The organism is Archangium lipolyticum (assembly GCF_024623785.1).
Taxonomy (GTDB): domain Bacteria; phylum Myxococcota; class Myxococcia; order Myxococcales; family Myxococcaceae; genus Archangium; species Archangium lipolyticum.
In genome coordinates this window covers 33588-53175 of the sequence record NZ_JANKBZ010000046.1, presented here as the reverse complement: position 1 = coordinate 53175, position 19588 = coordinate 33588, and the positions used below count along the sequence as shown (strand labels likewise).

Here is a 19588-nt window from a genome sequence, read left to right as displayed (position 1 = left end):
CCCCAGTGTACTTCAGGAAGCCCGCGCCACCTTCGCTCCCGTCTCCAACGCGGCGCGTCCAGCTCCGTCGAGCCACTTCTCCACCGTGGCGATGAACTCGTCCGGAATCTCCATCATCGGCGTGTGGCCGATGCCGGCGTACTCCACGTACGTCCAGTCCGGCCGCACCCGGGCCAGCTCTCGCGAGTTGGCCACCGGCACCAGCCGGTCCTCCGAGCCCTGGACGAGCAGCGTGGGCACCCGAATCCCCCGCTCCATCGCGCGGAACGACTTCTTGCGCAGCAGCAGGAACACCAGCGAGCGCGCCGCCTGCACGAAGGCCTCGTTGGCCCAGGGCATCCGCTCGTGCCGCTCGCGCGCCGCCTCCAGGTGCGCCCGCACCACCTCCGGCGGGAAGCGGTCCAGGTCCCGGCAGCACAGCTTGAGCATGCCCCGCGCCGTCTTCTCGGGCCCCAGGCGATCCGCGCGCCGCTTCACGAAGAACTCGCCCACGCCCGGAATCGCGTAGAGGGCGAACAGGGCGAAGACCTCCCGCTCCATCCGGGTGTCCTCGGCGCTCGGCTGCGCGGGGTTCACCAGCACCAGGCCGGACACCCGCTGGGGGTTGCGCGCCGTCTGCATCACCGAGATGGCCCCGCCCATGGAGTTGCCCATCAGGAGGACCGGCTCGGAGGGGGAGATCGCCTGGATGAAGCGATCCAACAGCGCCTGGTTGGCGTGCACACTCGCCGAGCGCCCATCGAGCGGCGTCAGTCCGAAACCCGTCAGATCCAACGCCACCACCCGCGCGCGCCGGGCCAGCTTCTCCCCCACCATCATCCAGTTGTGGTGCGAGCCGCCCAGCCCGTGGACGAGCACCATCGTCGGCCCGGAGCCGCCGTAGTCCATGTAGTGAACGGGTCCACCGAGGTCGAGCGTGCGAGAAATCATGGCCCCTTCCCTATCATTTCTCGGAAAGGCATGCCGCTCACCAGGTCACGTCGAGGTCGAAGTCCCGCCCGGCACGCATCGACACCGTGACGGAGGGGACGACGCCGGTGCGGCGCAGACCGGACTCGATGAGACCCGCCATGAGGTCGGGCTTGGCATCCGGATCGTTCCGGAAGCAGACACGGTGGTGGTGCCAGCCGAGCTGGGTCACCCTCACGTCGTAGCGGAAGGTATCGAGCGCGATGAGGCTGGGGATGCGAGAGACGAGGCGCTCCGGGCCCAGCATGGGCAGGCCCATATCCACCACCTTGCCCATCCAGGTCTTCAGGAACCCCTCGCCGAGCTGGCGGCCCAGCTCGCGGTACGCGGCCTCGCGGGTCAACCCGGGGTAGCAGTGGTGCCAGGCCAGCTCGAGCGCCTCGTTCCAGACCTCGATGGGGTAGATGGCCTTGGGCTTGCTCACGTCGAAGCCGCAAGCACGCAGCGCGTCCGCGAAGGCCCCGCTCGCACGGAGCGAGTGGATGAAGAGGCCTTCGAAGAAACTGCCCTGTGTGGCACGACCGGAAGGAGAGCCCTGCATGATGCGCGTGGGGACTGTACCGGAAGTCGGCTAGCGTCGCGCGCACGTATGCTCGAGCTTCCACCCCTGCCGCCCTCTCTCGACCGCTGGCGCGAGCGCATCGAGTCCGCCGTCGCGCCCTGCATCCTCTTCACCGCCCGGGACATGGAAGACTCGGACATCCCCGGATGTCGCTACGGTGGACATCCGCTCGTCCCCGAGGGCACCGCGTGGCCCCACTCGCCGAGCGGCCCGCTGCACTTCGTGGGACAGCTCGACTTCGCCGAGCTGGCCGCGTGCCGGGGCGAGGCCCTGCCGGACCTGCCTCGTGATGGGGTGCTCGCTCTCTTCTACGACGTGCAGGAGCAGCACTGGGGGTATGACCCGAAGGACAGCGCCTTCTGGAAGCTCGTCTGGACGCCGCGAAGCGAGGAGGCGGTACCGCTCGCGCCCCCGGCGGAGCTGGTGGACGCGGGCCTGGCCTTCGACCTCCCCCTGCGGCTGACGCCCCGGCTCGGCATGTCCCTGCCGGACGCCTGGGACCGCGCGGGGGGCATGATCGCGCAGGACTGGGGCGAGGCCGAGGCCGATGATTACGCGGTGCTGCGCGAGCGGCTCACGGGCGGCGAGCACACGCACCAGGTGGGCGGCCATCCCTGGTGGGTGCAGAACGACGCGCGCCTGGAGGCACAGCTCGTCTCACATGGGCTGTATTGCGGCGACTCGCGAGGATACGACTCGCCCCAGGCGCGCAGGCTGATGCCCGGTGCCTCCGAGTGGAACCTGCTGTGGCAGATCGGCTCGGACGACCAGACGGGCTTCACGTGGGGCGACTACGGCAGCCTGTATCTGCTCATCCGCGCTCAGGACCTGCGCGCCCGCCGCTTCGACAAGGCGTGGCTCGGGCTTCAGTGCCGTTGAGAATCGGGTTGCGCATGCTCCCTCTCCCCCTGGGAGAGGGCGGGGGGTGAGGGTAGACCCCGGGCGAAGACCCTCACCCTAGCCCTCTCCCAGAGGGAGAGGGGACATCCACGGGAACCTCTCAGGTGACCGAGAAGTAGCTCGCCTGCGGGTGGTGGAAGACGAGCGCGGACACACTGGCCTCCGGCTCCATCATGCACCCGTCCGTGAGCTGCACGCCGATCTCCTCCGGCCTCAGCGCCTGGAACAACAGCGTCTGGTCCTCCAGCCTCGGGCACGCCGGGTAGCCGAACGAGTAGCGCTTGCCCTGGTACTCCGCGCGGAAGCGCTCCAGCATCGTCATGTCCGGCTTGTCCGGGAAGCCCCACATGCTGCGCAGCTGCGTGTGCAGCATCTCCGCGTACGCCTCGGCCGTCTCCAGCGCGAGCGCCTGCACCGCGTGCATCTTCAGGAACTCGCCCTTCGCCTTGTACTCCTCGCTCAGCTCGCGAATCCCCTGCCCCGCCGTCACCACGAACATGGCCAGGTTGTCCCGCGGCTCCCCGCCCTCCAGCGGCCTCACGAAGTCCGCCAGGCACAGCCCGCCCTGCTTCTCCTGCCGGGGGAACTCGAACACCACGCGCGGCTCACCCGTCTGCCCGTCGAACAGGGAGATGCGGTTGCCGTCGCTGGCCGCCTTGAAGAACTGGAACACGGCCTTGGCCTGCATCCGCCCGTCGCGCAGCGAGCCCTTGATCAGCTCCACCTGCTCCTTCAGCGCGAGCGCCTTGCGGCCCTCCTCCGTCTTCGCCAGCTCCGCCTCGGCCGCCGTGCCCAGCGCGCGCGACGCCGTGCGCAGCCCCAGGTGCCGTCCGTACAGCATCACCGGGTTGATGAAGCGCCAGATGGTGTCCAGCGGCGTGTTCGTCAGCACGTGCCGCACGTAGTCCGGCGCCGGAGGCACCTGCTCCAGGATGGAGATCTCCGGGCTGCGCGCCGCCACCACTGGGGCGCTCGGCTTGGGCCGATCCTTGTCCTGCTGGGACAGCTTCGTCCGGCGCTCGGCCAGCTCGCCCTTCAGCTTCTCGTGCGCCGCCGGATCCACGATCTGCTTGGCCAGCTCCAGGCCGCTCATCGCGTCCTGAGCGTAGGCCACCGTGCCACCGCCGTAGGCCGGCGCGATGTTCCTGTCCACGAAGTTGCGGCTCAGCGCGGCGCCGCCCACCAGGATGGGCACGGCCACGCCCTGGCGCTTCAGATCCTCCGCCGTGGCCACCATCTGGTGCGCGCTCTTCACCAGCAGACCGCTCAGGCCGACGATGTCCGGGTTGTGCTCACGCACCGCCTTCACCAGCTGCTCGGGCGGCACCTTGATGCCCAGGTTCACCACGTGGAAGCCGTTGTTGGCGAGGATGATCTCCACCAGGTTCTTCCCGATGTCGTGCACGTCTCCCTTCACCGTGGCGAGCACGATCTTCCCGCGCGAAGCCGCCTGGGCCTTGCTCATCCTCGGCTCCAGGTAGCTCACCGCCGCCTTCATCGCCTCGGCGCTCTGGAGCACCTCGGCCACGATGAGCTCGTTGGCACCGAAGAGCCGGCCCACCTCGTCCATGCCCTTCATCAGCGGGCCGTTGATGATCTCCAGCGGCGCGTACTTCTCCAGCGCCAGGTCCAGGTCCGCCTGGAGGCCATCGCGGCTGCCCTCGATGATGTAGCGCTGCAACCGCTCCTCGAGCGGCAGCGTGCTCACGTCCGCCTTCTTCGGCTTGCGCTCGCGGAAGTGCGCGGCGAAGGGCGTCACCGGGTCTCCTCCCCGGTTGTAGAGCAGATCCTCGGACAGCTGGCGCTCCTCGGCGGGCAGCGACGGGTAGCGCTCCAGCTTCTCCGAGTTGACGAGCGCCATGTCCAGGCCCGCCTGGACGCAGTGGTAGAGGAACACCGAGTTGAGCACCTCGCGGCCCGCGGTGGGCAGGCCGAAGGACACGTTGGAGATGCCCAGCACCGTCTTGCACTGGGGGAAGCGCTGCTTGATGAGCCGCACGCCCTCGATGGTCTCCACCGCGCTGCCCGTGTACTGCACGTCACCCGAGGCGCACGGGAAGACGAGCGGATCGAAATACAGGTCCTCCGCCTTCATCCCGTACTTGCGGGTGAGCAGCTCGAAGGAGCGCTCGGCCACCTCCAGCTTGCGCTGGCGCGTGACGGCCATGCCCTTCTCGTCGATGCAGCCCACCACCAGCGCCGCGCCGTACTGGCGCGCCAGCGGCACCACCTTCTCGAAGCGCTCCTCGCCGTCCTCCAGGTTCACCGAGTTGATGATGGCCTTGCCCTGCGAGTACGTGAGCGACATCGCGATGACGCGCTCGTCCGTGGAGTCGATCATCAAGGGCACGCGCACCTTCTTGACGACCACCTCCAGGAACTGGCGCATGTCCTCGAGCTCGTCCCGGTCCGGGTTGGCCAGACACACGTCGATGACCTGTGCGCCACGCTTCACCTGGGCGCGAGCGATCTCCGAGGCATCCTCGAGCTGCCCCGCGATGATGAGCTCCTTGAACTTCTTGCTGCCGATGACGTTGGTGCGCTCGCCGACGATGACGGGGCGCTCCTCGTCACGCACCTCCAGGAAGTCCACGCCGGACAGGGTGGAGCGCGACGGTGGCACGTTGCGGCGCGGCACCAGGCCCTTCACCGCCTGGGCGATGGCGCTCACGTGACCGGTGTGCGTGCCACAACAGCCACCCACCACGTTGAGCCAGCCCTGCTCACAGAAGCGGCGCAGCGAGCGCGCCAGCATCTCCGGCGTCTCCAGGTAGTGCCCGTTCTCGTCCGGCAGACCCGCGTTGGGCACGCACGACACCGCGAAGGGGCTCATCGCCGCCAGCGAGCGGATGTGGTCCGTCATGAACTCGGGGCCCGTGGCGCAGTTGAGGCCCAGGTAGAGCAGCTCCACGTGCTCCAGCGAGGCCGCCAGCGCCTCCACGGACTGGCCCGCCAGCATGGTGCCCATGGGCTCGATGGTGCCGGACACCGCCACCGGCAGCTTCCACCCCAGCTTGCGGAAGGCCCGCTCGCACCCGAGCAGCGCCGCCTTCACGTTGCGCGTGTCCTGGCACGTCTCGATGAGCAGGTAGTCCGAGCCGCCCAGCGCGAGCCCCTCCGCCTGCGCGGCGAAGTTGTCCACCAGCTCCTCGAAAGTCACGCCGCCCGTCACGCTGATGGCCTTGGTGGTGGGACCGATGGAACCGGCCACCCAGCGCATCCGCCCATCCTTCGCCTCGGCGGCCTCGGCGGCGTTGCGTGCCAGCTTCGACGAGGCGATGTTGATCTCCATCGCCTTGTGCGACAGGCCGAACTCGGCCAGCACCAGCGGCGTGCCGCCGAAGCTGTCCGTCTCCGTCACGTCCGCGCCCGCGGCGAAGTAGGCCGCGTGGATGCTCTCGATGACGTCCGGGCGCGTGAGCACGAGGTACTCGTTGCAGCCCTCGTACTCGGGCCCGCCGAAGTCCGCGGCCTTGAGGTTCTTCGCCTGCAGCTGCGTGCCCATGGCGCCATCCAGCACCAGCACGCGCTCGCGCATGGCGGCGCGCAGGGCCTCCACGCGGCGGCCGTTCTCACCCGGGGGTGGAGGAAGAGGGGCGGGAAGATGGCTGCTCATCGCTGTTTGACTCCCGTGAGGAGGAAGACGCGGAAGGGGCTCGCCCCCTCGCGTGCATGCGTTTCGCGCGTGAGGGCACCAAAACCCACCTCGCGCAGTGAAGCCTCGAGCGTCTCCGGCGCGAAGCCGAGGTGCCGGTGGCCCAACCGCTCCACCACCCACCGCTCGTCGTGGGGCATCAACTCCAGCACCACCATCTTGCCCCCCGGCTTGAGGATGCGGGCGGCCTCGGCCAGCACCGCCGGTGGGGATTCCACGTGGTGGAGGCTCTGGGAGATGACGACCAGGTCGCGCTCGCCCGCCGGCAGGGACAGCCGGTGCAGGTCCTCGCGCAGGAAGGAGATGTTGGAGAGGCCCTCGCGCGAGGCGCGCTCGCGGGCCTGCGTCAGCGCGGCCTCGCTCTGGTCGATGGCCCACACGCGCGAGGCCCAGCGCGCCATGGACACCGAGAGCAGGCCCGTGCCGCACCCGAAGTCCGCCACGTCCAGCGCCGGCAGCAGCGAGGCGAGGGCTCCGGCCCAGAGGAACCAGGACTGCCCCGGCTCCAGCAGCCGCTCGTTGAGGGCCTGCCGGTCCGCGCGCATCCGCAGCAGGTCCTCCAGCCGCGCCAGGTCGCCCTCCTCGTCCTCCGCCTCGCGGGCCAGGCGGATGAGCGGCCAGCGCGCATCCACCGGCCCCAGCGCCAGCGAGTAGTAGGTGAAGCCGGCCTGCCGCTCCTCGCGGATGAGCCCCAGTCCCTTGAGCTTGCCCAGGTGGTGCGACACCGAGGACTGCGCCACCCCCACCAGGGACACCAGCTCCGACACGTTCAGCGGCGCCCGCGCCACCAGGCGCAGGATTCGCAGTCGCGTCGGGTCTCCCAGGGCCCGGAAGGATTGGGACAGTTCCTCCATATCGGTGAATCTACATACGTCGATGCGGCCCGAAAGGCCAGGGAAGACCGCCGGGCCGACGCGGCGCGTTGCCATGTGGGGAAGGGTCGTCTAGAGACAGGGCATGCCCGCTCCCACCCTGCACCAGCTCCTCGAAGGCAAACGTTTCGGACTCGTTCTCTCAGCCGGGTACTTCGGCTTCTACGGACACGCCGGCTTCCTCAAGGGGCTGGCGGGCGCGGGGCTGAGACCGGCGGCGTACGCGGGCACGAGTGCGGGTGGGCTGATCGCCGCCTATGCGGCCGCGGGAGCGAGCGTGCACGCGATCGAGGAGCTGGTGCTCAAGCAGACGCGGCAGGCGTTCTGGGATCCGGACCCCATCGGGGCGGTGCTCAATGGCCTGCCCTCCGAGGGCCACGGCGCCACGGGCCTGCTCAAGGGTGAGCGCTTCCGCCGGTTGCTGGAGGAGACGCTGCCGGTGCACAGCTTCGAGGAGCTGCCCTACCCGCTGCTGCTGGCGAGCGCCAACCTGACGCAGGGCACGCACGAGGTCTTCACCTCGGGCGAGTTGGCGCCGCGGGTGCACGCCACGTGCGCCTACCCGGGCCTGTTCCGCGCGGTGCGGCTGGGGAGGGACCTGTATTGGGACGGAGGACTGGTGGACAAGGCGCCCGCGCTGTCGATGCGGGAGAGCGCGTTCGGCAAGGACCTGGACGCCATCCTCGTGCACTTCCTGCCGAGCCGCACGCGCACGATATTGGGCGGGCCCATGGCGTACGCGCAGGGCATCGCGGCGGGCTCGGCGGCGCTGCGGCACGATCACTTCCGGCTGCAGCTCGCGCTGTTGAAGGAGCGCGGCTTCCCCGTCCATGTGGTGGTGTCCAACCTGCCGCCGGTGTCCCCGACACAGATGGAGCGCGGCTTCGATGCGCTGCACCAGGCGAAGTTGAGCGCCGAGCGCGCCCTGGCCCGGCCTCCCGTGCCCTTCGAGCAGGCGTGAGCTAACCGGCGGAGCGCACCAGGCAGGACTGCTGGAGCTTCAAGTGCTCGCGAACGCGCCGGGCGTGGAACGACATCCCTTCCGCATCGAGCCGCTCGGCCGCCCAGCCCGCGGCCTCGTGCATCTCGGAGGCGACGAAGTACGGCACCGGCAGCGGCTTGACGTGCAGGAAGGCCCTCATCGCCAGAAGCAGGAAGGGCGAGGGGAAGATGAAGGCGCTGCCGATCGTCAGCGCTCGAAGGGACGACTCGTAGGTCTCGAGCCAGCTGATCTGCTGCTTGCGCCTGTGGGGCGACGCCATGCCGTGAACGAGCGTCGCATCCAGGATACAGACATGCCGCTCACCCCTCCGGAGATAGAACTCCGCCCCGCGGAGGAACTCCTCGGACTGCTCAGCACAGAGTTCCCCCGAGAAACGAATGATGAGCAACGGCCACAAGGACTCATCGAAGAAGACACCGGGGGAAGACTGTCGTTGCATGGCGCGGGACACTAACGGAACTCCGAGTGGACATTCATCCAGAGCCACGCGCTCGCGCCTTCTTGGAATCCGAGGCGTCAGCGCCCGTAACGCCGGTGGTCCACCATCAGACAACGGTCCTGCACCACCTTGATTCCCGCCCGTGCCAGCTTTTCGGCCGCGGCGTCGTTGCGGATGCCCGACTGGAACCACACCGCCTTCGGCTTCTTGGCGAGGATGTCATCCACGTGCTGGTCGATGTCCTGCGGCCGCCGGAACACGTCCACCAGGTCGAGGTCCCCGGGGATGTCCACCAACCGCCGGAACACCGGCTTGCCGAGGATGTGCGTCACCTCCGGGTAGTAGACGGGCACCGGCACCACGTCCACGCCCGCCTGGGACAGGTATTCCGGCACGTAGTAGGCCGGCTGCCCCGACTGCTGCTCCGTCTTGATGCCGAGCACCGCCACCCGCTTGCTGCCCTGCACCACCGCGCGGATGCCCGCCTCGTCCTCGATGAGGTTCTCCACGTAGCTCATCACTGCTCCTCCTCGGGCGCCCGCGGCGACTCCAGTGCCGACCGTGTCGCCCACGTCCAGGTATCACCGTCCAACGGCGCCCGTAGAGTGAACTCGCGTTTCACCGGCAGGAAGCGGCCCCTTCCGAGCAACTGTTCTCCCTCGCACTGAACCCCGGGTGTCAGCGTGGGGTTTCCCGCCAGCCGCAACGTGTCCTGGACATCCGGGGGCGCGGTGTCGCCCGGCGCATCCAGGCAGCGCAGCGAGAACACCCACGCCTCGCCGTACTCAGTGAGCAGCGTCCCGGCCACGGTGCGCTCCAGCAGGTACGTCACCTCGCGTCCGCCCAACGACACCGTGCCCACCGCGTAGGAGCGCTGTCCCAGCTCCAGGCCCCTGCCGTAGAGACCGCCGTACTTCACCTGCCACTCGTTGCGCGTACTCGCCTCCAGCGTCTCCGGGGAGAAGAAGCGTTCCAGGGGCGTGACGTCCACCCCGGCCGGTGCAACGTCCTTCAGTGCCACCAGCGCGGCCTCCGGCTCGACCACCTGCACATAGGTGCCATCCGCCGCGAGCCGCACGCGCAGGGTGAAGCGCGTGAGGACGTCGTCGACCAGCGTGTCCACCGGAGTTCCATCCTGGGAGTAGCCCGCCCGCGTCACACGCTGGGTGAGGAGCCAACCGTCCCTTTCGGGAGTGAAGCTCGTGACGGTGGTCATCTCCGCGTCCCGCGTACCTGACGCGCCGCCGCGCACCGTGCTCTTCACCGTCTCGGTGAGGGCCGAGTCCACGGAAGGCTGGAACTCGAGTCGTGAAGGGGGTGACGAAGTCGGCTCGGGTACCAGCGAGGGAACGTTGCGCTTGCACGCGGCGGTCACGACCACGAGGAACAGAAGGGAGCACGAACGAAGGGTGCACATGACGGCCGCGAACGCTGTCAGAAAGCCCCGCGGAAGTCGCGGCTCGGGGCCACCTCATCCACGAAGTCGGCTCATCCGGGATGACGGCGGAAGTGGTTTTGCGCTTGCCCCGGCGGGAGAGCCTCCCCTACCCTGACCGCCTGCCCGTGTGAGGACTCGCGTGCGTCCTGGTCCCTGGATCCTCCTTCCGTGGTTCCTGCTCTCCGTCCCGGCTATCGCTCAGGAACACCCTGCTGGGCAGATGTTCCAGCGGCGTACACTCGTGGTCCCCGCCCGGCCGGGCGAGGTGCCTCCCGTGGAGTTGCACGTGGCGGCGGACGTGGCCACCCTCGTGCGGTTCGAAGCGCCGCTGAAGCCCGGGGCCCCGAAGCTCCCGGAGCACGAGGAGCGCATCCAGCTCGGTCCGACGAGCGATGACTCGATGGTCATCCTCCTCACCAGGCCCCTGGCCGATGGCGAGCGGGTGACGCTCACCCTGGACGCCGGACCCGGCGCCGCCCCCCTCCGCTTCGTGCTCGTCACCCGGCACGACGTGGTGGATGCGAGGGTGCGAGTAGTGCACGCCTGGGGCTCCACCGACGAGGACGGCGCGGAGTACATGGCCCGGAGCCTCCTCGGCGCACCGGACGCCCGCGCCACTCTCGACGTCCCCCAGGAAGCAGTGAAGTACAACACACAGGACTCACGTGGGCGGGTCCAATCCGTGCTCTGGCTGGACCGGCGCTTCTTCGTCACCGTGATCGTGCGAAGCAGCAAGCAAGGCACCCCACCCTGGAAGCTGGTGCAAGCACGGCTGCGGGCGACGCTCGCGGACGGTGTCCTGCTGGAGTGGCCCGCCCACCTGCTCTCGGGAGCGGCAAGTTCGATACGCCAGCAACATGTCCTTACCAGCCGGCTTCCGGAAGGAGCCTCACGACTGGAGCTGGCGCTGGATGGAGAGGACTCGCCCGGAGTCTTCCGGCCGCTCTCCCTGGGAGAGGGACCGGTGCGCCCATGAGCCCGCCCCTGCACCCCAACCAACTGCGCGCGGGGGACATGGTGCGGGACTTCCGCATCGTGCGCCGACTGGGCGTCGGCGGCTTCTCCTTCGTCTATCTGATGGAGCGCGCGGGCAGCAGCTACTCATTGAAGATGGCGGCCCGGCCCGTCTCCGCCGAGGACGAGGACCAGGTGGATGCCTGGATGCGCCGCGAGGTGGCCTCGCTGGAGCACCTGGAGCACCCGAACCTGCTGCCCGTGCTCGAATGGGGTCGGTGGCCCGACCCTGAAACAGGCTACGCCTGGTTCGTCACTCCGTATGTCTCCGCGAGCACCTTCCACGAATGGCGCTGGAGCGAGCGTGCTTCCCTTCACCGCTCCATGAGAGTGCTGTGTGAGGCATTGAAGCCCCTGGAAGTAATGCACGAGCGCGGCATGTGTCACCGGGACCTCAAAGCCGACAACCTGCTGGTGCGAAAGGGCGATGACAAACCCTTCCTCATCGACCTCGGGTCGGTACACCTGCCGTGTGCCCGCACTCTGACGGACGGACTGGCACCGGGTACGCTGCATTGCCAGCCACCCGAGGTCATCTCATTCCTGGTGTCCGAGGCCATGCACAAGGGCTCACGGCTGAAGGCCCAGTCCAGTGCCGACTTGTATGCCCTTGGCGTGCTGCTGTACGAAACACTCACCAACTGCCGTCCCTTCAGCACCCGGCTGTCACTGGAGCAACTGCTGGTGGCCATCGCCACGGTGTCGCCCCCGGAGCCCGGGCAGCTCGTGCCCGACGCTCCCGCCTCCCTGTCCGCGCTGACCCTGCGGCTGCTGGCCAAGGAGCCGGGACAGCGCCCCCCGAGCGCCCGCGCCGTACGCGAGGAGTTGGAGCTGTTGCTTCGGGAAGAAGGACATACCGCCCCCTGGCAGGCCCCAGCGAAACGGCCCTCCGAGTGCTCACGGCTGCGGGAGTCGTTCCCAGATGTGGACGTAATGGAGGAGGTACGAGAGGCCCCGTCGGCTCCAGAGGAAACTCCCGCCGGGCGCACGCAGCGGGCTGGAACACGATGGTCGCGGTGGCTCATCGCGCTGGCCCTCGGACTGGGACTGCTCGGGTTAGGGTGGACACTCCTCCGCGTGACAATGGCCCCTCCCCGGGAGGACGGCTCACGCGCGGAGTCCACCGCGCCAGCCACTCTGGTGCCCCCCGAGAAAGGAACCCAGTCCGTGCCATCCGCCTCCCCTCCCGACACCACCCTCAGAGATTCCACCGAGTCGGTGCAGGCGCCCTCGCGCTTGTGCGCACTGCTCACCAGCCTGCTGGGGGCGGCCGCCGCGCAACTCGCCGGATGCGCCACCACACCCATGCGGCCAGATCCCATCGGGTACCTCGCCAATTGCTCCCCCGAGGCCCGCGCCACCCCCGTCACGCTGGGCATCAAGCCGGATGAGCAGGGCTCCTTCCTGAAGACCGGCACCCCGGCCTCGGACAGATCCATTGAGGACGGAGGCTCCCTCAACCTCAAGCCCGGTCCCGTCACCGCTGACATGCTCGTGGTGATGAAGGGCCAGGAGCTGTACCTGAAAATCACAGGTGAGGCGGTGACGACCCCCAACCGTGTCTACATCCAGTTCGACCGCCTCTACCTGCCGGATGGCACCTCGATGCCCATCTGCGGTGTGGCCGTGGATGACCTGCACCAGTACGGCATCCCAACCTACGCGAAGTTGCCCATCGAGGGCGGCAAGGTGGACCCGGCGAAGGTGGACAAGAGCCCCGGCAACGTGGTGCTCAATGACCCGGCCTTCGAAACGGTGTTGCAGGGGCCCAAGGGCTACTACGTCCCCCGCATCAACATGGCTCCTCCGGACTGGCGCTGAGCCGTTCCTCGCGAGACGGGTGAGACAGCGGAGCTCCGTGCGCCGCGTGTCTCCAGGAGGAAGACCGGGCGCCGGGCACGCACCTCATTTGCCGAGGTCGAACATGCACAACCCCGGGTGGTCCTCCCGCGCCCCCACGCACTCCTCCATCGGCCCACAGGAGCCTGACGCATTCGAGTTACATCGTTGGATGCAGCGACCACTCATACACGAGAAGCCCTCGGGGCACGGTCGCTCCTGCATGTCGCAGGAAAGCATGCACCTCATCCATACCTCATTTCGTGACTCCCGAGCCGCGACATAGCAGACCTGCTCCTCCGGGCAGGGATTGAGCTGGCAATCCAGTCCATGCACCCGCGCGCAAATCGATACTCCATGCTCCAGTGCCACGCATCGCTGCCCATCGGGGCACGAGCGCCCTTCGCACGTCGGCAGGCACACGGGGCCCCTTCACATCCCCGGCATGACAGTAGAAGCCCTCCGGGCAACTCCGAGGCTCCTGGGGCTGGCAGGGGCGGCGACATTCCTTGTGGGTACACACACCAGGTCCGGCGCACACGCCATGTCCCGTTTGACGGGCAGTTCCATACAAAACGCCCCTTCTGGCGCCATGCCAGAGGCCCCACACATGCGGACTACGCGATCACCTGCTGCGATTGAATGACAGGAGAGTCCCTCGCGACAGTCCACGTCTGTCTCACAAGTGCTCGCCACGCAGGCGTTCTTCAACATGAACTGGCCGCGCAGACAGACGAGTGGAGCATCGCAATCCTCGTTTCTCTGGCAGGACCGCTCGAAGGTGAGCAACCGTCTCGTCTCGTCTGGCGGGAGTATTGGAACAACCCTGCTACCATTCTCGCGCGCTTCGGACACACTCAGGCCGCCTGACAGCAACCTGCTCGAAGCCCAAATCAGAGGGACCGGCAACAGAAACGCCATCAGGATGGCAAGGCGAGCACGCCACTTCATCGCCAGCCTCTACTTTTCATCTCCTCCTGACACGCATCCATGCACAAGTCGTAATGGGAGGATCCACACGCCTCCCAGATGTCCTCCCCGCACACGCGTGTCATCAATCCGGCCCCCCGAGACCTCGGAGGCCCGAGTGTACAGGCCGGGCCGTGGGGACTCCATCGCGCGCCGGAAAACCAAGCGCCCGCGAGTACCGGCCCTCCCTGGCCGGCGCCCGCGAGCGCCTCATTGCTCAGCTGTTGCTCAGTTCCTCGCCACTACGGATGCCGCGAGTTCCCGTCGGGGGCGTTCTCCACCAGGTCGCGGCCGATGTTGCGCCGGTCCCTGTCCACCCCGTCATCGTCCCGCAGCCCCCCGCTCGCGAAACGCCGCGCCGCCTCCGCCAGGTCGCGCATCACGTCTTCCCGGGACTGGTACTCTTCCCGCGGCAACGACTTGAGGACGTTGATGATGTCCACGTACGCGCCGTTGTCCGCCGCGGCCGAGACGAGCTGCTCTCGCGTGGCCGGGTAGTCCACGGAGTCCAGGTGCGGCGTGATCGAGAGCGCCGGGTTCTCCGCAAATCCGAATGCCATCGTGTCGTCTGCCTTTCCGCCCGGGCAACCCTCCGCTCCCGGGGCTTTGCCTCAACCTGGGGATGAAATGTCCGGGGGGCCACTTCGACCTCGCACCGCCCGCCATGTCTCCCGGGCAGCCAACCAGCCAGGGGCCAGGATAGATTGGTGCTTCCCTGTCCCCTGGGTTACAGCTCCCGGGCGAGGAGATACGTGCGATGACGGAAGAGACCGGATGGGAGATGCTGGAGATTGCCGGCAAGCTCTTCGAACGGATGATTTCCCAGCAGCAGGCCAAGGTCCTCCGCCTGGCTCGCGAGGTCGTCCCCAACATCACCCCGGAGGAGCTGCGCAACCCCCACGATTTCCCGCAACTCAAGCAACACCCGACTTTCGAGTTCGAGGACGGGCTCCTGTCGGGGCTCATCTCCGCCCAGGTGGCGATGAACGCCGAAATCAAGGGTCGGTTGTTGCCCCCCGAACCCCCTGGGAGCTGACTGCCTGCCTGCCTTTGCCGTCCGCCCCCGCCTGGGTTAGTCCTTCCCGCCGTGAGCATCACCTCGACCTTCAGCCCGTCCGTAGCCCGCGAACGCCTCGTGTCCGCGCTCGCGGCCGACCCTCCGAGGTTGGACCTGGCGGCGCTGGCCATCGCCACCATCAACCGGCCGTCCCTGGATGCCTCGGCCTACCTGCACACCCTCGACGCGCTGGCAGCCCGGGTGCAGCTGGAGATGGAGCGGGACGCGGGCCACGGCGAGGTGCTCGCCGGTCTCACCGCGCTGCGTCACGTGCTGGCGGACATCGAGGGCTTCCGCGGCAACGAGGACGACTACCAGGCGCCGGAGAACAGCTTCCTGGACCAGGTGCTGGAGCGGAAGGTGGGCCTGCCCATCACCCTCTCCGTGGTGTACCTGGAGGTGGCCCGGCGCGCGGGCATCCCCCTCTATGGCGTCCCCTTCCCCGGGCACTTCCTGGTGGCCTGCGAGACGGGGGACGACCACAAGCTGGTGGTGGACCCGTTCCACGGCGGCGAGATCCTCACCGAGGAGGGCTGCCGGGAGCTGCTGCAGCGCGTGGCGCCGCAGCTCAAGTTCAACCCCTCCATGCTGGCCCCGGCGCCCGTGGAGCTCATCGCCTACCGCATGCTGTCCAACCTGCGCCGGGTGTACCTGGAGCGCGACGAGGGCGAACACGGTCTGGCCGTGGTGGACCTGCTGCTGATGCTGGCCCCCAACCACCCGGGCGAGCTGCGGACCCGCGCGGCGCTGCTCGCCAACCTGGGGGCCTACCGGGCCGCCCTCAAGGACGTGGAGCGCTGCCTGGAGCTGTCGCCGGACGCGCCGGATCGGGATCGGCTGGAATTGACGGCCCGGGAGTTGCGCGAGCGCGCCGCGCTGTTGAACTGAGCCGATGAACCCCATCAAACCGTGGCCCCGCCTGCGCCGGGGCCTGGAGCACGACTACCGCGTCATCAAGGTCCGGCAGGACGTGGTGGCGGACCCCCGCACCGGCCACGAGCACCCCCGCGTCGTCATCGACAGCACGGACTGGGTGAACATCATCGCGGTGACGAAGGACGAGCAGCTGGTGCTCATCCGCCAGTACCGCTTCGGCATCGCGGAGACGACGCTGGAGATTCCGGGCGGTATGGTGGAACCCGGAGAGGACCCCGCCGAGGCCGCCGCGCGCGAGTTGGAGGAGGAGACGGGGTACGTGCCGGGCCGCGTGGTGAGGCTCGGGCAGGTGCACCCCAACCCCGCCATCCAGAGCAACCGCTGTCACAGCTATCTGGCGCTCGACTGCGTGAAGGCGCACGAGGGCAGACAGGACGCGGGCGAGGACATCGCCGTGGAGCTGCACCCCCGCTCGGCGGTGCCCCAGCTCATCCTGAGCGGCGCCATCAGCCACTCCCTGGTGGTGGTGGCCTTCTTCCTGGAGCACCTGAACGCCGGAGCCGCGGGCACCCGCTGAAATTGTCGGCTGGTCAGCCGCGTTCGACCGGGACTCCCGTGACACGCATCCGGGGTGGGATTAGCCTCCTACCCCGAGGAGAGTCCGCCATGGCCGAAAGCCTGACGCATCCACTCGAGGAGCCCTCGCCGCGGCTTCCCGTGGCTCCAACCCCCGACGCCGGCCCCGGGGCCGCGCACTCGCCCCAGAGCGCTCCCGGCCTCGTGTCCCTCCACGACATCCTCCCCGGGGAGGACGTGTTCGCCTACGTGACACGCCTCCGCGGCACCTTCGAGCACCGGCTCTACCAGCAGGTCGTTGGTGCAGCAAATGAGTTCAAGGAGGGGGACGCCGCCATCGGAGTCGCCGCGGCCGACGAGGTGTCCCGCCGCAACGCCCGGGCCCTGCTCGCGCGCACGCGCATCGGCGACCTGGACGCGTACCCGCTGGTGGAGGAGCGGCTCTACTCCTACATGCAGGGGGCGCTCGACACCGAGGCCCAGGCACGCACCGCGAGCTGGACGCTGGGCGAGCTCAAGTCCTTCCTGCTCTCCGCGAGCGAGGAGGAGATCCACGAGATCAAGGACGGGCTGAGCAGCGACGCCATCGGCTGCGTGGTGAAGCTCCTGTCCAACGAGGAGCTGGCGGCCGTGGGGCGCAAGGTCTTCAACCCGCTCCCCGGCAGCAAGGTGGGCGCCAGGGGGTACCTGGGCGCGCGCATCCAGCCCAACTCACCCACGGACCACCCGGACGACATCCGCTGGCAGGTCTTCAACGGCTGGTCCTTCGCCGTGGGGGACGTGGTGCTCGGCACCAACCCGGTGTCCTCGGCCCCCGAGTCCGTGGCCGCCGTGGAGTCCGCCCTGCACGAGATTCTCGTGACGTTCGGGCTCCAGGACGTCATGCCCCACTGCGTGCTGGCCCACGTGGACGTGCAGGCGGTGGTGGAGGCCATGCAGCCGGGCACCACCGGCATCTGGTTCCAGAGCCTGGGCAGCACCGAGGCCGCCAACCGCACCTTCGACGTCACCCTGGAGAAGATGGAGGCCCATGCCGCCTCGCGCACCGGGCGCTGGGGCATGTACTTCGAGACGGGCCAGGGCGCCGACGCCACCAACGGCCATGCCGCCGGCGCGGACATGGTGGTGCACGAGTCGCGCAAGTACGGCTTCTCCCGCGCCCTCACCCAACGCGTCGCCGCCGCCCAGGCCCGCGCCGGCCGTGAGCCCGCCCCCTGGGTGCACGTCAACGACGTGGCCGGCTTCATCGGTCCCGAGGTGTTCCGTACCCGCGAGCAGCTGGTGCGCTGCTGCCTCGAGGACATCGTCATGGGCAAGCTGCACGGCCTGACGATCGGCCTGGACGTCTGCTCCACCCTGCACATGGACGTGTCGCTGGACGACCTGGAGTGGTGCCAGGAGCAGCTCATGCCGGCCAACCCCGGCTACCTCATGGCGCTGCCCACCCGGAACGATCCGATGCTCAGCTACCTGACCACCGCGTTCCAGGACCACGTCCGCCTGCGCGAGAAGCACGGCTACAAGGTGGACGACCGGATGTGGGCCTTCTTCCAGCGGCTCGGCGTCATCGACGCGGAGGGCCGGCCCACCGAGCACTTCGGCGATCCCGCCTGGGTGTACCTGCAGTACCGCCGCCACCAGGGCGACACGCGCCCGGACGCGGACGTGCTCGCCGAGGCCGCGCGGCAGATGGCCGACGTGCGCGCCCGTGGCGTCCCCCTCGCCGTGGGCCATGGCGAGCAGCCATGGGAGCTGGAGCCCACGCTCGACCGGGAGCTCCGCCAGCTCTACGACGACGCCAAGACGGGCCTCTGGACCGACTTCACCCCGGACTTCGTCGCGACGATTCCCGACGCCGTGCGCCTGCGCACCCGCGCCGCCGACCGCCGCGACTACATCCTCCACCCGCCCTCGGGCGAGCAGCTGGAGCCCTCCTCCGAGCGCGTGCTGGAGGCGCTGCGCGCGCGCCACGCGGGCCGCTTCAACGTGCAGCTGGCCATCTCGGACGGGCTGGACGCGCGCTCCCTCATGGACGAGGGCCACCTGCGCCCCTTCCTCACCGCGCTGCGCACCCGGCTGGAGGCCGCTGGCTACCGCGTGGCCCCCGAGCACCTCGTGCTGAGCCTGGGACGCGTGCGGGCCGGCTATCGCGCGGCGGAGCTGCTCTTCGGGGACGCGGCCCTGGGAGCACCCCGGGCCCTCATCCACGTCGTCGGCGAGCGCCCGGGCTCCGGGCACCACAGCTTCTCCGCCTACGTCACCGCCCCCCCGGCCCGGCTCTGGGCCCAGCCGGGAGCGGTGGACCACAACATCACCCGCGTGGTGGCCGGCATCTCCGACACCAGCCTGAGGCCCGAGGCCGCGGCGGTGGAGGTGGTTCGCTTCCTCGGCGAGCTCACCTCCGCCTCCTGAGCCTCACCGCGCCACGAGGCGGAGGAACGTGTCGATCCCCGCCCAGCTCCGCTCCCGGGTGAGGTGGCCGTTGACGGCGTGCCCGGTGTCCTGGAGCGTCCGCACCACCACGAAGGGGGAGTGGGTGTAGGCCCTCGCCTCCTGGTGGGCATAGGACGCCGACGCCACCAGGTCGTTCTCCCCGAGCTGCACCAGGATGGGCACGGTGATGCCCTGGACCGGGATGGACTCCGGCGCGCCCAGGACGGTCAGCAGGTCCAGGTACTGACCGCGCGGCACGGTGTCCGCCACCTGGTTGTCGTAGGTGATGACGTCCGGGTCCGTGTTCGACGCGTCGTAGAAGAGGCCACTGCGCATCTCGCCGGGGATGGCGATGTAGGGGCCCTGCTCCGCCAGCTCGGCGAGGACCGCGGGATCCACCGGAACCTCGTGCCGGGTGTTCAGCCACCCCGTCATCACCACCGCCTGCGCGTCGTGGTACTTCGCCTGCGCCACCGTGGAGATGAGCGCCCCGTTGGAGTGCCCCACGTAGATGAGCGTCTCGAAGGTGTTCTTCTCCGCCGTGGCCTTCAGCCGCTGCGCCACCTGGTGCAGGGCGCTCGCCGACTGCTCCAGGTCGATGAAGTCCCCGTCGGGCCTGTCACTCTCCCCCGTCCCCGGCAGATCCAACGCGAGCACCGCGTAGTGCCGGCGGGCCATGTACCGCGCATACGAGTACTCCTCGCCGTTGACCTCCGGCAGGTCCCAGTACTCGTGGTTGTAGGTGATGCCGTGGGTGAGGATCTGCACCGGGCGGTGCTTCAGGCTGCCCTGATAGTAGAGGTAGCCCACCACCGTGTACGTGCGCCCGTCGGACAGCCGCACCGGGAACTCGCGCCGCTCCACCTTCACGCCCTGGGACGGCTTCGCCTCGGCCGCGCCCGGAAGCGCCAGTGCCGCCCACAGACCCAACAGCAGGGCTCCCCAGACCGCCGTGAAACGAATCGTCCTCATGTGGGTCCTCCCAG

Annotated in this window: 17 protein-coding genes; 8 read left to right on the top strand and 9 right to left on the bottom strand. The window is 68.9% G+C overall.

All coding sequences use genetic code 11. The features are described from left to right. Positions 1–12: 12 nt before the first annotated feature. The gene (locus NR810_RS48285; protein WP_257462620.1) at positions 13–930 is read right to left on the bottom strand and encodes an alpha/beta fold hydrolase; all 918 of its coding nucleotides are present in this window, start codon (positions 928–930) and stop codon (positions 13–15) included. A 37-nt stretch (positions 931–967) separates the two neighbouring features. Continuing rightward, the gene (locus tag NR810_RS48280; protein ID WP_257462619.1) at positions 968–1510 is read right to left on the bottom strand and encodes a DUF2378 family protein; all 543 of its coding nucleotides are present in this window, start codon (positions 1508–1510) and stop codon (positions 968–970) included. A gap of 48 nt (positions 1511–1558) precedes the next feature. On the opposite strand from NR810_RS48280, the gene NR810_RS48275 reads away from it, so the two are divergent. After that, on the top strand, positions 1559–2410 hold the full coding sequence (locus NR810_RS48275; RefSeq protein WP_257462617.1) for a YwqG family protein: 852 nt from the start codon (positions 1559–1561) through the stop codon (positions 2408–2410). 121 nt (positions 2411–2531) lie between these two features. On the opposite strand, the gene metH is transcribed toward NR810_RS48275, so the two are convergent. Both metH and NR810_RS48265 read right to left on the bottom strand, forming a co-directional pair. Next, positions 2532–6047, bottom strand: coding sequence for a methionine synthase (gene metH / locus NR810_RS48270; protein WP_257462616.1), 3516 nt, complete (start codon positions 6045–6047; stop codon positions 2532–2534). Continuing rightward, positions 6044–6940 (bottom strand): ArsR/SmtB family transcription factor, encoded by an 897-nt coding sequence (locus tag NR810_RS48265; protein ID WP_257462615.1) that lies wholly within the window; start codon positions 6938–6940, stop codon positions 6044–6046. Before NR810_RS48265 ends, metH begins: the two co-directional genes overlap by 4 nt. A 103-nt stretch (positions 6941–7043) precedes the next feature. On the opposite strand from NR810_RS48265, the gene NR810_RS48260 reads away from it, so the two are divergent. Next, complete coding sequence (locus tag NR810_RS48260; protein WP_257462614.1) at positions 7044–7919, top strand: patatin-like phospholipase family protein; 876 nt, start codon at positions 7044–7046, stop codon at positions 7917–7919. Position 7920: 1 nt separating this feature from the next. On the opposite strand, the gene NR810_RS48255 is transcribed toward NR810_RS48260, so the two are convergent. The 3 genes from NR810_RS48255 to NR810_RS48245 all read right to left on the bottom strand — a co-directional run bounded on the left by NR810_RS48255 (position 7921) and on the right by NR810_RS48245 (position 9817). Then, entirely contained in the window at positions 7921–8400 is a 480-nt protein-coding gene (locus tag NR810_RS48255; protein ID WP_257462613.1) for a hypothetical protein, read from the bottom strand. A gap of 77 nt (positions 8401–8477) precedes the next feature. Continuing rightward, the gene (locus tag NR810_RS48250; RefSeq protein WP_257462612.1) at positions 8478–8918 is read right to left on the bottom strand and encodes a CoA-binding protein; all 441 of its coding nucleotides are present in this window, start codon (positions 8916–8918) and stop codon (positions 8478–8480) included. Continuing rightward, positions 8918–9817 carry a hypothetical protein gene (locus tag NR810_RS48245; RefSeq protein ID WP_257462610.1) on the bottom strand — a complete coding sequence of 300 codons (900 nt, stop codon included), beginning with the start codon at positions 9815–9817 and terminating at the stop codon, positions 8918–8920. The genes NR810_RS48250 and NR810_RS48245 overlap by 1 nt, the downstream gene beginning before the upstream one ends. Positions 9818–9965: 148 nt before the next feature. Between NR810_RS48245 and NR810_RS48240 the strand changes: the two genes are divergently transcribed. Next, positions 9966–10814, top strand: coding sequence for a DUF2381 family protein (locus NR810_RS48240; protein ID WP_326522554.1), 849 nt, complete (start codon positions 9966–9968; stop codon positions 10812–10814). After that, entirely contained in the window at positions 10811–12673 is a 1863-nt protein-coding gene (locus tag NR810_RS48235) for a protein kinase domain-containing protein (RefSeq protein WP_257462607.1), read from the top strand. Before NR810_RS48240 ends, NR810_RS48235 begins: the two co-directional genes overlap by 4 nt. A 1229-nt stretch (positions 12674–13902) precedes the next feature. Here the strand turns inward: NR810_RS48235 and NR810_RS48230 are convergent. Continuing rightward, on the bottom strand, positions 13903–14220 hold the full coding sequence (locus NR810_RS48230; protein ID WP_257462606.1) for a DUF2795 domain-containing protein: 318 nt from the start codon (positions 14218–14220) through the stop codon (positions 13903–13905). A 197-nt stretch (positions 14221–14417) separates the two neighbouring features. Between NR810_RS48230 and NR810_RS48225 the strand changes: the two genes are divergently transcribed. From NR810_RS48225 to eutB, 4 genes are all read left to right on the top strand, one after another. Then, positions 14418–14696, top strand: a complete 279-nt coding sequence (locus NR810_RS48225) for a hypothetical protein (protein WP_204220936.1) — start codon at positions 14418–14420, stop codon at positions 14694–14696. 51 nt (positions 14697–14747) lie between these two features. Continuing rightward, entirely contained in the window at positions 14748–15605 is an 858-nt protein-coding gene (locus NR810_RS48220) for a SirB1 family protein (protein WP_257462605.1), read from the top strand. A 4-nt stretch (positions 15606–15609) separates the two neighbouring features. Beyond that, positions 15610–16170 carry an NUDIX hydrolase gene (locus tag NR810_RS48215; protein WP_257462604.1) on the top strand — a complete coding sequence of 187 codons (561 nt, stop codon included), beginning with the start codon at positions 15610–15612 and terminating at the stop codon, positions 16168–16170. Positions 16171–16259: 89 nt separating this feature from the next. Continuing rightward, complete coding sequence (gene eutB, locus NR810_RS48210; protein WP_257462602.1) at positions 16260–18581, top strand: ethanolamine ammonia-lyase subunit EutB; 2322 nt, start codon at positions 16260–16262, stop codon at positions 18579–18581. 3 nt (positions 18582–18584) lie between these two features. Here eutB and NR810_RS48205 read toward each other — a convergent pair whose 3' ends face one another. Beyond that, positions 18585–19574 carry an alpha/beta hydrolase gene (locus tag NR810_RS48205; protein WP_257462600.1) on the bottom strand — a complete coding sequence of 330 codons (990 nt, stop codon included), beginning with the start codon at positions 19572–19574 and terminating at the stop codon, positions 18585–18587. Positions 19575–19588: the final 14 nt, after the last annotated feature.